This window comes from Desulfobulbaceae bacterium DB1 (assembly GCA_001914235.1).
GTDB lineage: Bacteria > Desulfobacterota > Desulfobulbia > Desulfobulbales > SURF-16 > DB1.
The window spans coordinates 94,226-108,371 of record MQUF01000008.1; the positions used below are offsets into that span (position 1 = coordinate 94,226).

Consider the following 14,146-nt stretch of genomic DNA (forward strand, 5'->3'; position numbering starts at 1 on the left):
TTCAGGAGATATTAAAAAGCCGGCGGGCGTTGGCGGTTGTCACCCGTGCCACCTCGGCGAGATCCAGCCCCTTTAATTCGGCAATTTTTTGGGCCGTGTAGAGGGTAAAAAGCGGTTCATTGATTTTCCCCCGGTACGGCACCGGAGCAAGAAAGGGGGCATCGGTCTCCACCAGCATGAAATCTAAAGGGATGGAACGCACCGCATCGTGCAGCATATCGGCCCTGTTGAAGGTGACCACCCCAGGAATGGAGATGTAAAAACCGAGATCAATGAATTTGCGGGCAATTTCGCCGTCTCCGGAAAAACAGTGAATAACGCCGCCCCGGGGGAAGGGGCCGCTTTTTTTCAGCCGCTGATAAATTTCCTCATGCGCTTCCCGGTTATGAACGATAACGGGCAAATCGAGCTCTCTGGCCATTTCAAGCTGCCGGGTGAAGGCCCGCTGCTGCACGTCGAGCGGGGCGTAATCCTTTACCGTGTCAATACCGATCTCGCCAAAGGCGATGACCCGACTTCCGCCGGCCAGCCGCTGTAATTCTTTTTCCGCCTGCAGGCTCAACTGCTCGGCATGATGCGGGTGGATGCCGACCGCGGCATAGACATGCTCGAGTCTGTCGGCCAGTTCCACGGCCTTTCGTGAGCTGGCCGGATCGATGCCGATGGTAACGGCGCGGGTTACCCCGGCGGCAAAAGCTCGTTCAATGATATCAGCGGGGTCTTCACCGTTTTCCATCATATCAAGATGGCAGTGGGTATCCACCAGGGAAACGCCCGGCGGCAAGCAGGGCAGCGGGATATGTTTTTTCTTTTTTGACAAGGCGGACCTGGTAATTTTCTTGGTTTCATGGCATTATGGCCGGAAATTGATCCTCGTACACCCCTCATCTAACAAATTATTGAAATTCCCGCAACAAAGGGGTAATGATCAAATTCATATTCCAAACCCAGTGTAACCGGAGAAAACAGGGAGATGACGCGAGCAGTTCTTGATGCCATCCATGCCAGGCGCAGCATTCGGGAGTTTACCGAGGAAGGGGTTTCGCCGTCTGATCTGCGGGAGATAATCCGGGCCGGGATATGGGCTCCTTCCGGTCTGAACAATCAACCCTGGCGGTTTGTCGTCATTACCGATGATACGGTCCGAAAACAACTTGCCGGGACAACGCATTACAGCCATATCGTCCTTGCCGCCCAAGCGCTTATCGGAGTCTATCTTGATACGGAAGCGATGTATGACGAGGTAAAGGATCACCAGTCCGCCGGGGCATGTATCCAGAACATGCTGCTGGCCGCCGAAGCCCTCGGATTGGGTGCGGTCTGGCTTGGTCAGATTTTGAAAAACAAAAGTCAGGTTAATGAAATCCTGCGGCTTGAATCCAAATTCGACCTCATGGCAATGATCGCCCTTGGTCATCCCCGGCACCGTAATCAGCAATCGCAACGCAAAGAAATTGATGAATTTATTTTAAAGACATTTTGATGGAGGTGACTATGTTCCGCACTGTGAAAAAATCATTAAAAAAATCAAGTCTTTCCCTGGTCAGCGTGGCGTGCTGCCTTGTTTCCTTTTCCTTGCTGCCCGGATGCACCTCGTTTCCCGGCCAGCAGAGCAATGACCCGGGCATGGCCACTGTTTCCGCCAGTCCCTTTTACCCCAAGGATTTCCGTGAAGTCCTGATCCCCGACGGGCTTGAAATGAACCGGGACAACACCATGTTCGTGAAAACCGAATCATTCAACGGCGGCATCCTGAGCTATGAAGGCCGGATCGAGGTGAATTCCCTGACCGAGTTTTTTGAAAAATCCATGCCGCAAAACGGCTGGAGACTTGGCGGTTCGGTGAAGTCGAAAAACGTCCTGCTCATCTTTACCAAGCCCTCGAAAACCTGCATGATCACCATCGGAGAAAACGGCCTGAGCTACAAAACCCAGGTGTCCATCTATATCGCTCAGGAACTGCAGGCCGGTTCGTCATATGCTCCTGCGGCCCCCGGCTCCGGTTATACCCCACCGCCAGCGTATGAAGAACCGCTTCTCAATTAGCATTTTTTTATCCAGCTGATCTTGTCTTTCGTTTTTGTGAGTACCGGCGAAGCCGTCTTTTTCCCCACGTGAAAGAGACGGTTTCGCCATTTCATTCCTTTCAGGCAATAAATTCAAAATGATACAGAGGTGCCATGTCTGTCATTCTGGAGCAAAAAAACATAGTTTGCGGCGTAAGCGGCTCCATTGCCGCCTATAAGGTTTGTGACTGGGTCCGAGATTTACAGAAAAACGGAGCGGATGTTCATGTCGTCATGACCAAGGCGGCAACCAAATTCATCTCACCCCTGACTTTTGCCGCCCTGACCGGCAACAGGGTCTATGGTTCCATGTTTTCTTTGCCGGATGAAGAAAAAATCCCCCATATCAGCCTGGCCCGTTCCGCTGATCTTGTTCTTGTCGCCCCGGCCACGGCCCAGACCATTGCCCGCCTGGCATTTGGCCTGGCCGATGATCTGCTTTCCGCCATTGTCTTGGCCGGCACGGCAAAAGTGCTGGTCTGCCCCGCCATGAACAGCAGGATGTATCTCCATGCCGCCACCCAGGACAACATCAGAAGAATACAGGGTTTCGGCTATCAGGTGCTGGAGCCGGACACCGGTCTCATGGCCTGCGGCGAGGAAGGACCCGGTCGCCTGCCCGAATGGAGTCAGGTGAAAAATGCCGTCATAAGTGCTCTCACACCCCGGGATCTTGCCGGAAAAACAGTGCTGGTCACCGCCGGACCGACGGAAGAACCCCTGGATCCGGTGCGTTTTATCGGCAACCGGTCCTCCGGTAAAATGGGCTACGCCATGGCTGCGGCGGCGCGGCAGCGTGGGGCGAATGTTATTTTGATCTCCGGCCCCACCCTGATCGTCCCACCGGCCGGGGTTGAATGCATCCGGGTGCGGACCGCCGAGGAAATGTATTGCGAGGTGCTCGGCCGCTTTGACGCTGCCGATATCATCGTCAAGGCGGCGGCGGTCTCCGACTTCAGGCCGTCGGCCGTATCATCCGAAAAAATCAAGAAATCCACCGCCGATCAGGTGGTGACCCTGGTGCGGAACCGCGATATATTAAAAAAACTCGGTGAGATAAAAGATCAGCGGGCCAATCCGCCGCTGCTCATCGGCTTTGCCGCAGAAAGCGAAAATCTTCTCGAATATGGCCGGGAAAAGCTGCACCGGAAGAACCTGGATTATATCGTCATCAATGACATCTCCGCCGCGGACAGCGGCTTTGCCGTTGACACCAACCGGGTGACCCTGCTCGACCGCCGGGGCGGCCGGCATGATTTCCCTCTGCTCAGCAAGGAGGAAACGGCCTGGGCACTCTGGGATAAGGTTTTGTCAAAACAGGAAGGGTGATGCTTGCGGGCTAGCGAACCAGAAAGGTCAGGATTGAGGCGCCGATAATCAAAAGCAGCGGTCCGTTGGTGAAGTAGATAAAATAGATGAGGGAATACCGGCTGCCCATGATCCCCTTCAACTGTTTTTTATTGATAATGCCCGGTATCCAGAATGCCAGGGAAACAATGGTTCCCAGCACGACAAAGAATATTCCCACGAGTTTTACGATCATTTCTTTTCTTCTTCCTGATTCCCCGTTTGCGGGGTCATGTTGCTCCCTTCCCGGCCGGGTTCCGGTTCCTGCTCCGGGGGGGAGACGGTGGGCAGCAGATCGAGCGGCAGGGTCAAGGTGTCAAAGAGAAAGTCCACTGCCGCCTTGCCGATGGCGGTGGGCGACAGGATGCTGATCTCCGGATTCATCAGATTGCCGTTCACCTTCACCGGGTAGGTGATGATATGCCTTTTTTTACCACCGATTATCCGGCCGATCAACGGCACAATGTTGATTATTTTGTCGATTGATTTGAACGGCACAATAAAAATGGTCAGGTCGGTTTGCAGGTCCTGCAGGTTGATGTTGCCCTGGGCAATGATATCCATCCCTTCCCCTTCCATGATCGCCTTGTCGAGAATGAACAGATTATCGGCAACATGGCCGTCGATCTCCAGTAATTTGTAATTGAATCCGCTGTTGAAAAGCCCCTGATAAAGGTCGGTGAAATTGATGAGGGTGAATATCTTGGCAAGCAGGGTCATTCTTTTTAAAACACCGCCTTCGGAGGCAAGGTGAAAGGCCCCTGCCGACAGCCTGCCGTTGTCGTCGGTCAATGCAGCGTTCACCTGAAAGGGGCCGGAAATGATTTCATGTTTCACGCCGCTGCAGGCGAGGAAATCTTCCAGCCGAGTCAGATTGGGCTCGGGGTTTTTCATGAAAAATTGTTTACTGTTTCGATCTTTGTGCCATTTCAGGGTGCCGTCGATCTCAAGGCCGCAGAAGTTCGCATCATCAAGAAGAAGGGTGGTGGATTGCGGGCCGGAAAAGTCAAAGCTGCCGGACAGGGGGGTCAGCCTGTAGCTCATGCTTTTTCCCTCCCTGATGGTTTCGGCAAATACAAATTCCTCCGTTTGCAGCGCTATTTTCCCGGCAAGCTTGCGGGGCATGCCGCTTGATTCCGTATTATTTCCTTTTTTCAGGAACACGGAAAGATCATCGATAAAACGGGTGATGGTATTCAGGGACAAACTTTCGGAATGAAGGGTGAGATCGGTGGTGATGAGGGTGGGAGAAACGGTGACGGAGCCCTGCACATTCGCTTTCTCCTTTTCAAAAATCAAATCCAGGTCATGGACGAGCAGATTTTCCTTTTCGCCGGTGATGGAGAGTTTGCCGACGGTGATGCGGCGCAACAGATCACCCCACAGCCACTCCAGATCACGGCCTTCAAGGCGGCCCTCAAAGACGGGGGGATGGGATTTTTCCATGGGCAGGGTAATCCGGCAAAATCCTTCCAGTTCGCCGGCCAGCAGAAAAGGGCTGTTGAATATTGCCGAAACGGTCTGTTTATCAAGGCTTCCCTGAAAATTGACGACCGGCGATTCGTGGCGTCGATCTCCGGTAATCGTGATCAGCGCGTCTTTTGGATAGTTGAAAAAGTGGAGTCTGGTATTCCGGTGACGGTCGCCCTTCATCTCGACTTCGAAAAGCGCTTCCACCGGAACGCCGGTAATTGATTTGTTCGCCACGGTTCCGGCAATTGCCAGATCCGGTTCGGAGAAGCTGATTTTGAGTTTTTTCAGCTCGCAGGGAATTTTCGGGAAAAAAGGCTCGGGAATCCATTTTTTTTCCCGCAGCCAGTTTCCCATGCCGGGGGACACCGTGCCTCCCAGCTCAATTTCGCCCTGCCACTGACGAAAAAATGTGTGGGTGAGACCAGCGGCAAACGAAAAGGGGTTGTCGAGAAGCGATATTTCACCCGCGGTTGCCGTCAGGGACTTTTCGTCAATCGACAGCACCGCCTCTTTGATGATGATTGTTTCCGGCAGTTTTTCCGTGACAACGTTCACGTCGCCGACCATGCCGGACAGGCTGTACTTCCAGTCCGCCGGCGCAAGAATCCGCCCGGTTGCCGAACCTTTTTCCACCACGGCCCTTCCCGCTACGGAGGTCAAACCCGCCAGGAGGGAGTTGTTGATCCGTGGATAGGCGGCAAGCTGCTCGTAAAGGGACCCGGCATCAAACTCCGCCTGCAGATTGTCGAGAGCAAAGGGAAGCATGGCATCATCCCAGGCAAGCCTGCCGGTCGTTTCCCGGATTTCATGGGGGCCTGCCGTTGCGGCAACCTTTTCCCACTCGATTCTTTCGTCCTCAATGTGGAGCATGCCGCCATGAAAACGAAACGGCCACGGCAGTCGGCTGTAGCTTATCTCCGCATCGGTCAGGTCGGAGATGCGCACATCAACGGTAAAATCACGAAGATCGTCACCGATGGTCAGATGCCCCATTTTTCGTCCGGTGGAGGAAAACTTGAGCACCTCATTTCTGAAATACTGATTGGCGATAAGATGGTGGAGCGTTTTGGGCAGCTCGGCAAGGTCGGCGTCAATATCAAGATCAAGCTTGAAGAGATGGTTGTCCCCGGAAAGCCCCAGGGCAAAGGAACCGTTTGAACCGTAATGATTGCCCAGCCGACTGGTCAGGTCGCGGCCTGATATTTCGCCGTTTTCGATGACGATGGGCCCGGATGACTCGGTCAGATCAAGATCGACCACCGGCACATGGATCATGGCCCGATCGACATCAACATTAATATGCATCAACTCGATGGATTCGAATCCGGCAAGCGGGGCGTCAAAACGGTAGGTGGCGGATTTCGCCCCGCCGTCCCGGACAATGTCGCAGACTGTCTGCGTGATGGAATTATCCCCCAGCAAGGTGAGAAGTTTGCGGCGAATATCGGCCAGGTCGATTTTTCCCGCGCCAAGATCAAGCCGGTACAGGGGAAGTTCGGCATTCTCGCTGAAATAGCGGCTCACCCCGCCGGAAAAGGAGACATCAGGCTCACGCATCTTTAATTGATAGATCCTGGCGGAAAGCTCTCGCCCCTTTTTTTCCAGCAGCAGATCAGCCTGGTCAAAAACAAAGGCAACAGGTTCCGCAAGCCGCTGCAGGGAAAAAGAGGGGATGTTGCCGGAAAAAAGAATGCGAACCGTGTGCAGCCCCCGGCCGATGACATCGCATTTTAAATCGACTTGCGAGGGCAGCGGTCGAATGACCGGATTGTCTGTTTCAACAAGCCGGGCGAGTTCAAATTGCCTGCTTTCCATGGTGCCGGCATAGGAAGAAACAGCCAGGTCGATATCCCCTTTGACGGAAAAGGCCGGGGCAAAAGTTGTCCGGCTCTGCAGGGAAATTGCCAGATGGTTTGATTTTTTGCGTACTTTGAAGGCGATATCGGAAAAGGTCGTTTCTTTTGTCCGCAGGTGGTCATTCCGGTAAGGGGCCAGGGAAAGGGTGCCGTTGCTGATGGTGATGTTGAGAAGGGGCAGTTGGATGGTTCCGTCCGTCACCGCGTTGTACAGCGAGGAATTGATTTTTGCCCGCGGTGAAAGCAATTCAAGGCTGCCCACCGCAATGCGGCCGGTCAGCAGGGCGCGCCAGGCTGGATAAATGCGGCTCTTGGGCAGGCGCAGTTCATAATCGGGGTGCACGATGTCGGCATGGAGCAGGGTAAGGTGGGGCAGGGGCGCCCAGCGCCAGCGTATCTCCTGCACCGAGACGTCCGCCTGCAGGGCTTTTTCCGCCTCCTGCAGGAGCCGCGACCGGATGTCGCCCACGGCCGGAATCCGGGGCGACAGGAAGACGAAAAGTCCCAGCAGCAGGGCGAGGGAAAGGAAAATGAAATATTTCAGCCGCATCAAGAAGGGTTACTCGATGCCTTGCAGCATTTCATCAATCAACGACAGCCCTCCCAGCCAGAAGTTGGGATCATCCAGATCAACCCCGAAGGGTTTGAGCAGTTCATAAGGGGAGAGGCTGCCCCCTTGGGCGAGCAGATGCAGATATTTGGGGATGAAATCTCCGCCTTCGTTCTTGTACAGTTTGTAGAGGGCGAGCACCAGCAATTCACCGAAAGCATAGGAGTAAACATAGCCGGGTGAATGGAGAAAATGGGGAATGTAGGACCACCAGAGACGATAGTTGTCGCTCAGGGTGACCGAGTCACCGAACATCTCATGCTGGGTGGCAAACCACAGTTCGCTGAGCTTTTCGGTCGACAGCTCCCCTTCTTCCCGGCGGCTGGTGTGGCACAGGTGTTCGAATCGGTTCATGGAAACCTGGCGGAAAACAGTGGCGAATATCGATTCAAGCTTCTGGCAGATGAAGGCCTTGCGCTGCTCCGGGTCGGTCAAGGTTGCCAACTGGTCATGGAAGATGAGCAGTTCGGCGAAAACAGAGGCGGTTTCCGCGAGCACGAGCGGCGTGTTGCTGTTGTAGTATCCCTGTTTGGCGGCCAGGTACTGGTGAACGCCGTGACCGAGTTCGTGGGCCACGGTGGAGACGTCGCGGACGTTGCCGGTGTAATTGACCATGACATAGGGATGCACTTCCGGCACGCAGGGATGGGCAAAGGCGCCGCCCCGTTTCCCATCGCCGATGGGGGCGTGAATCCAGTTGCGGTCGAAAAAGAATGAGGCGATCTCCGCCATTTTCGGAGAAAAATTACGGAAGCCGCTGAGCACCATGCCCCGGCACTCCCGCCAGCCGATGGTGACCGAGGGCAGATGGGGCAGGGGGGCGTAGCGGTCGAAATCCTTCAGTTCGTCCAGCCCCAGCAGCTCCCTTTTCACCCTGTAATAACGCTGGACGATGTCGTAACGGGATGTCACCGCGTCGATCAGCACCTGCACCGTGTTGTCCTCGAGTTCGTTGGACAGGTTCATGGAGTTGATCCAGGAGGGATAATCCCGCAAGCGGTCGCCGATCATCTTGTCGGCCAGCAGGGTATTGAAGATGTGGGTAAGAATGTGCATCTGGCTTTGCAGCCCCTCGGTCAGTTCGTCGGCCGCCTTAGCGCGTACCTGCCGTTCCGGATTGTAGAGATCGGACAGCACCTCCTCTTCCGTCCGTTTTTTCTCGCCGAATTGCAGATGACCCAGCACCTTTTCAAAGAGATTGGTCCAGCTTCCCCTGCCCACCGGCGCAATTTCGATGAGCAGCGTTTCTTCCGCCCGGCTCAGCATGTGTTTTGCGTAACGCCTGATATTCCGCAGATAATGAAGATGATGCCGTATTTCCTCGGAATCAAGAAAAACCTGGGCGCTTTCCTGGTCCATTTTGCTCCATTCAAGCTCAAAGAAAACCGTTTCCCGGGAAATACTGCTGTTGACCTCCCTGATTTCCTGAAGAAAGGCGCCGGCTTCCGGTTTTTTGATCTGGGTGGTGAAATTGAGAAAGGCAAAGGTGGAAATCCTGGCCATGAAGGTGTCGATTCGTTCAAGACGCCGCACCAGGCGGGCAAAAACAGCGGGCGAGAGCTCCGCCAGTTTGCCGGCAAAGGATTCCCTGACAAGGGTCGCTTCCTCCCGGCAAAAGGCGATATCGTCTTGAATCGCCGGATCATCAGTGGATTGGTAAAGGTCCTTGAGATTCCAGAGAACCTCGGTGGTGCCAAGCTGGTTATTTAAATTTTCCGACATGCTGGGGGTTCCTTCAGATTATTATGTAAAGAAAATGAAATGTGACGACGAGATTTGTTTCCGGCAGACTGCATGAAACTCGGAGTTCGCACAGGCAATAAATTCAGACAACCTGATCCAGGCAGATTTGACTTTGATACCGGAATCGCGGTTCGAGAAAAGTGCCTAAAGTGCCTAAAGTACTTGAAGTGGCGGTACCTTCTGCTCATATAACACCTTTGGAGCCGATTCCGTTGCCGGGCTGAATTTCAAACAACATTACCGTAACCAGCGGGATAGGCAATGTTTTTTTATACGAAAAAAAATGATTTTTAAATAAGGTTGCAGCCATCCCCAAAGCGAGATATAGAATGTAATTCGTTATCGCCGGATTGCGGAAGAATCGTTTTTAACCAACAAAATTTGATTGAACCATCCCGAATGTAATGTCATCAGCAACATCCGTTTCCTACGATGAATCAAAAATAAAGACCCTGAGTTCCCTGGAGCATATCCGGCTCCGTCCCGGCATGTATATCGGTCGACTCGGCAACGGCTCCCACCCGGACGACGGCATTTATATCCTGTTGAAAGAGGTGATCGACAACGCGGTGGACGAGTTCATCATGGGGGCGGGGAAAAAGGTTACCGTTGCCATTGATGAGCAGGGCCGGGTGAAAGTGCGCGACTTCGGCCGCGGCATTCCCCTGGGCAAACTGGTGGAGTGTGTTTCGGTGATCAATACCGGCGCCAAATACAACACCGATGTTTTTCAGTTTTCCGTCGGCCTGAACGGGGTCGGCACCAAGGCGGTCAACGCCCTTTCCCGGGATTTCACCGTCACCTCCTTCCGCGAGGGCAAATTTGCCCGGGCCGTGTTCAGCGAAGGCATCCTGCAGAGCCAGGAGGAAGGGGAATCAAACGAGAAAAACGGCACCCTGGTCGAATTTTTGCCCAACAGCAGCCATTTCGAGGAATTTTCCTTTCATCTCGATTTCGTCCGTAAGCGATTGTGGCGTTACGCCTACTTAAATGCCGGGCTGAAGCTTTACCTCGACAAGGAATGTTTTTTCTCCGCCAACGGACTGCTTGATCTGCTCGCCAACGAGATTGACGAAAGCCGTCTCTACGAACCGATCTACTATAAGGATGAAACCCTGGAATTTGCCTTCTGCCACTCCGACGGCTACGGCGAAAGCTATTTTTCCTTTGTCAACGGCACCTATACCAACGAAGGCGGCACCCATCTTTCCGCTTTTCGCGAGGGAATCCTGAAAGGGGTCAATGACTTCACCGGCAAGAAATATTCCGGCGAGGATGTGCGGGAAGGGGTGATCGGCACGGTGTCGGTCAAGATCAAGGACCCGATATTTGAATCGCAGACCAAGAACAAACTGGGCAACACGGAAATTCGCGGCTTCATCGTCAACCGGGTCAAGGAGGTTGTCTGCGACTATCTTTACAAGGAAAAGGATGTTGCCGAAGTCCTGATCCACAAGATCCAGCAGAACGAAAAGGTGCGCAAGGAGCTGCAGGATGTGCGCAAGGAGGCCAAGGCCAAGGCCAAGAAAGTCGCCATCCGGGTTCCGCAGTTGAAAGACTGCAAGTACCATCCGAGCAAAGACAATCCATCGCAGACGGGCCGGGAGAACATGGTTTTCATCACCGAGGGGCAGTCCGCCTCGGGTTCCATCGTCAGTGCCCGTGATCCCATGACCCAGGCGGTTTTCTCCCTCAAGGGCAAGCCGATGAACGTCTGCGGCCAGGCCATGACCCTGCTTTACAAGAATGAGGAATTGTACAATATGATGCGGGCCCTGAATATCGAGGAATCGGTGGGCGGGCTCCGTTACGACAAGGTGATTCTCGCCACCGACGCCGATGTGGACGGCCTGCATATCCGCAACCTGCTGCTGACCTTTTTCCTCACCTTTTTTGAAAACCTGGTAAAGCGGGGGCATGTCTATATCCTGGAAACCCCGCTGTTCCGGGTGCGAAACACGAAAGTGACCCGATACTGCTATTCCGAAAAGGAAAAAGCCGAAGCGGAAAAAGAACTGAAGGGCAGGGGAAAGAACGACGCGCGGGTGGAGATTACCCGTTTCAAGGGACTCGGCGAGATTTCCCCCAGGGAGTTCAAGCAGTTCATCGGCGACAACATGCGCTTGCAGCAGGTAAATATTGACCGGCTTTCCGATGTGCCCCTGCTTCTTTCCTTTTATATGGGAAAGAACACTCCGGAGCGCAAGGAGTACATCATGAACTATCTCGTTTGATTGCGGATTTGGGATTGCGGACTCCGCGCACGACTTCATCATGATTTCCTCAAAAAATCATTATCCGACCCCCACGACAACTAATGGAAAATCTTACTGATTACGGTTCCCTGCATAAGCTGTTCGACGATAATTTCCTTGATTACACCTCCTATGTCATCAAGGAACGCGCTATTCCGGACGTGACCGACGGGCTCAAACCCGTGCAGCGGCGCATCATGCAGACCCTGTTCAACATGGACGACGGTCGCTTCAGCAAGGTGGCCAATGTGGTGGGCGAAACCATGAAGCTCCATCCCCATGGCGACCAGTCCATTTTCGGCGCCCTGGTCAATCTGGCCAACAAGGGATACCTCATCGACCGGCAGGGCAACTTCGGCAATATCTACACCGGCGACGGCCCGTCGGCTGCGCGTTACATCGAATGCCGTCTCACCCCCCTTGCCCGGGAGACCCTGTTCAACAAGGATCTGACCGAATTTGTCGATTCCTATGACGGCCGCAACAAGGAACCGGTGGTGCTGCCCAGCAAGTTGCCCCTGCTTCTGCTGCAGGGGGCGGACGGAATCGCGGTCGGCATGGCCACCAAGATCCTGCCCCACAATTTCTGCGAACTGCTCGAGGCCCAGAAGAAGATCCTCAAGGGTGAACCGTTCCAGCTTTTTCCGGATTTTCCCCAGGGCGGCCGCATCGATGTCTCGGGCTACGATGACGGCAACGGCCGGATCAGATGCCGGGCCAGGATCGAGGAAAAAAACGATAAAACCATCATTATCAAGGAAATCCCCTACACCACCACCACCCAGTCCCTGATGGACAGCATTGAAAAGGCGTCCAAGACGGGAAAGATCAAGATCATCTCCATCAATGATTACTCGGCCGAGGAAGTGGAGGTGGAGATCAAGCTGGCCCGCGGACTCTATGCCCAGGACACCATCAGGGCGCTGTACGCCTTTTCCGATTGCGAGGTCTCCATCAGCCCCAATCTGACGGCTATTGCCGATAACCGGCCGGTCAACATCTCCGTTTCCGAGCTTCTCCGGATAAACACGGAAAATCTTAAAAATGATCTGGAGCGGGAGTTACGCATCGACCTCGACCGGCTGCGGGAAAAACTGCATGCCCATCTGCTGGAACAGATTTTCATCGAAGAGCGGCTCTACAAGCAGATTGAGGAGTGCGAGAGCTACAAGCTGGTGGTGGAAACCGTTGATCACTCCCTTGCCCCGTTCCGGGAAAGGCTGGTGCGGGACGTCACCCGCGAGGACATTGAACGGCTGCTGGAAATCCGTATCCGCCGCATCTCCCGCTATGACATCGACAAAAAACGCCGCGACATCAAGGAAACGGAAAGCGCCATCCGTCAGGTGGAGAAAAACCTGAAGGACGTGGTCGCTTACACCCTGCGCTACCTGGATAAATTGCTCGACACCTACGGCCATCTCTATCCCCGCCGCACCGAGATCTCCACCTTTACCGAAGTGGAGGCGCGCAAGGTCGCTCTCTGCAATCTCACCGTCGGCTACCATCGGGAAAGCGGCTTTCTCGGCCATGGGGTCAAAACCGACTGTGACCGCTCTTTCGCCTGTTCCGAATATGACAAGATACTGCTCATCTTCCAGGACGGCACCTACAAGGTCATCAATGTGGCGGACAAGGTTTTTGTCGGCTCCGAACTTTCCTGGTGCGGGGTTGTCGACGAAAAGCTCGTTTTCAACGTCATCTACCGGGATGCCGACGAAGATATGAGCTATATCAAACGGTTCAAATGTCCCAAGTTCATTCTGGAAAAGGAATACCACCTTTTCGGCGGCAACAAGAAGTCGACCATGCAGTTTCTTTCCCTGGGCGATGGCGGCAAGGTGCGCATTCATTACAAACCGTCAAAAAGGGCGAAAAAGAATTACGAGGATTTCGACTTCGAGCAATTCCTGACGAAAAATGCCGCGGCCAAGGGCAAACGGGTCTCAACCCGGCCGGTGCGCAAGATAAATGAACTGGTTGACAGGAAAAACGAGGAAGAGGAAAAGGTAGAGGAGCAGGAGCCGAAGGTGAGGCCGCTGTTCTGAGTTGCGGGAACGGAGTTTTCCGGACCCCGTTTCCCACGGGGTCCGGCCGGGACGGGACGCTATTTTTCCTCATAAACCTTCAGCATCACCATATCGGTTTTCGGCACATCCTGATACATGCCCACTGTTCCGGTGGGTGTGGCAACGATTTTATCAACCACATCCATACCCTCCACCACCCGGCCAAAAACCGCATAGCCGAAGCCGGCCTGGGTTTTGCCCCGGTGATCAAGGCTTTTGTTGTCCGCCACGTTGATGAAGAACTGGCTGGTGGCGCTGTAAATGTCCTGGGTGCGCGCCATGGAAAGGGTGCCGCGGCTGTTTTTCAGGCCGTTGTCCGCCTCGTTGACAATGGGCGCGCGGGTGATTCTTTTCTTCAATCCCGGCTCAAATCCCCCTCCCTGAATGACAAAGCCCGGAATAACCCGGTGGAAAACAAGGCCGTTGAAGAAACCTTCCGCCACGTATTGGCGGAAATTGGCGCAGGTGACCGGGGCCTTGTCGTCAAAAAGTTCAATTTTGATGGTGCCCATCGTCGTTTCCATCAGTATATTATTTTTTTGGGACGAGGCATCGGAAGCGGCAGCGGACAGCGGCAGGCACAACAACAGAAAAAAAACAAGCAGTCGGTACATCATTTATCCCTCCAGGTTAAAAATAAGTAAACCACCAGAATTACACTTCCTTTCTTTACTCTGTTTCACTTTTTTTTACAACGTGAGAGATCCCGGGACACAATTCATCGGGA

10 protein-coding genes are annotated in these 14,146 nt (G+C 53.9%); 5 read left to right on the plus strand and 5 right to left on the minus strand.

Translation table 11 applies throughout. The features are described 5' to 3' along the window. Nucleotide 1 precedes the first annotated feature (1 nt). Nucleotides 2–820, minus strand: coding sequence for a hydrolase TatD (locus tag BM485_09540; GenBank protein ID OKY75210.1), 819 nt, complete (start codon nucleotides 818–820; stop codon nucleotides 2–4). 153 nt (nucleotides 821–973) lie between these two features. On the opposite strand from BM485_09540, the gene BM485_09545 reads away from it, so the two are divergent. The 3 genes from BM485_09545 (at nucleotide 974) to BM485_09555 (ending at nucleotide 3,395) form a co-directional block, all read left to right on the plus strand. Further along, nucleotides 974–1,483: a nitroreductase family protein gene (locus tag BM485_09545; GenBank protein OKY75211.1), complete on the plus strand. Its 510-nt coding sequence runs from the start codon at nucleotides 974–976 to the stop codon at nucleotides 1,481–1,483. Nucleotides 1,484–1,494: 11 nt separating this feature from the next. Then, entirely contained in the window at nucleotides 1,495–2,046 is a 552-nt protein-coding gene (locus tag BM485_09550; GenBank protein OKY75212.1) for a hypothetical protein, read from the plus strand. A gap of 134 nt (nucleotides 2,047–2,180) precedes the next feature. Next, entirely contained in the window at nucleotides 2,181–3,395 is a 1,215-nt protein-coding gene (locus BM485_09555; protein OKY75213.1) for a bifunctional 4'-phosphopantothenoylcysteine decarboxylase/phosphopantothenoylcysteine synthetase, read from the plus strand. Between the two features lie 10 nt (nucleotides 3,396–3,405). On the opposite strand, the gene BM485_09560 is transcribed toward BM485_09555, so the two are convergent. From BM485_09560 to BM485_09570, 3 genes are read right to left on the minus strand one after another with little or no spacing between them, the layout of a single operon-like run. Beyond that, nucleotides 3,406–3,609, minus strand: a complete 204-nt coding sequence (locus BM485_09560; protein OKY75214.1) for a hypothetical protein — start codon at nucleotides 3,607–3,609, stop codon at nucleotides 3,406–3,408. Further along, nucleotides 3,606–7,292, minus strand: a complete 3,687-nt coding sequence (locus BM485_09565; GenBank protein ID OKY75215.1) for a hypothetical protein — start codon at nucleotides 7,290–7,292, stop codon at nucleotides 3,606–3,608. Before BM485_09565 ends, BM485_09560 begins: the two co-directional genes overlap by 4 nt. 9 nt (nucleotides 7,293–7,301) lie before the next feature. Further along, entirely contained in the window at nucleotides 7,302–9,074 is a 1,773-nt protein-coding gene (locus tag BM485_09570; protein ID OKY75216.1) for an oligoendopeptidase F, read from the minus strand. Nucleotides 9,075–9,499: 425 nt separating this feature from the next. On the opposite strand from BM485_09570, the gene BM485_09575 reads away from it, so the two are divergent. Both BM485_09575 and BM485_09580 read left to right on the plus strand, forming a co-directional pair. Continuing rightward, on the plus strand, nucleotides 9,500–11,329 hold the full coding sequence (locus BM485_09575; GenBank protein ID OKY75217.1) for a DNA topoisomerase IV: 1,830 nt from the start codon (nucleotides 9,500–9,502) through the stop codon (nucleotides 11,327–11,329). A gap of 83 nt (nucleotides 11,330–11,412) precedes the next feature. Beyond that, on the plus strand, nucleotides 11,413–13,398 hold the full coding sequence (locus BM485_09580) for a DNA topoisomerase IV (GenBank protein ID OKY75218.1): 1,986 nt from the start codon (nucleotides 11,413–11,415) through the stop codon (nucleotides 13,396–13,398). A gap of 59 nt (nucleotides 13,399–13,457) precedes the next feature. Here the strand turns inward: BM485_09580 and BM485_09585 are convergent, their stop codons facing one another. Next, a complete protein-coding gene (locus BM485_09585) occupies nucleotides 13,458–13,943 on the minus strand; it encodes a hypothetical protein (GenBank protein OKY75306.1) in 486 nt (161 codons plus the stop codon). Between the last annotated feature and the right edge of the window lie 203 nt (nucleotides 13,944–14,146).

Excerpts from the sequence above, each read along its gene's own strand:
- BM485_09545 (OKY75211.1), top strand. The coding sequence starts at position 974 with ATGACGCGAGCAGTTCTTGATGCCATCCATGCCAGGCGCAGCATTCGG.
- BM485_09550 (OKY75212.1), top strand. The coding sequence starts at position 1,495 with ATGTTCCGCACTGTGAAAAAATCATTAAAAAAATCAAGTCTTTCCCTG.
- BM485_09555 (OKY75213.1), top strand. The coding sequence starts at position 2,181 with ATGTCTGTCATTCTGGAGCAAAAAAACATAGTTTGCGGCGTAAGCGGC.
- BM485_09560 (OKY75214.1), bottom strand. The coding sequence starts at position 3,609 with ATGATCGTAAAACTCGTGGGAATATTCTTTGTCGTGCTGGGAACCATT.
- BM485_09565 (OKY75215.1), bottom strand. The coding sequence starts at position 7,292 with ATGCGGCTGAAATATTTCATTTTCCTTTCCCTCGCCCTGCTGCTGGGA.
- BM485_09570 (OKY75216.1), bottom strand. The coding sequence starts at position 9,074 with ATGTCGGAAAATTTAAATAACCAGCTTGGCACCACCGAGGTTCTCTGG.
- BM485_09575 (OKY75217.1), top strand. The coding sequence starts at position 9,500 with ATGTCATCAGCAACATCCGTTTCCTACGATGAATCAAAAATAAAGACC.
- BM485_09580 (OKY75218.1), top strand. The coding sequence starts at position 11,413 with ATGGAAAATCTTACTGATTACGGTTCCCTGCATAAGCTGTTCGACGAT.
- BM485_09585 (OKY75306.1), bottom strand. The coding sequence starts at position 13,943 with ATGGAAACGACGATGGGCACCATCAAAATTGAACTTTTTGACGACAAG.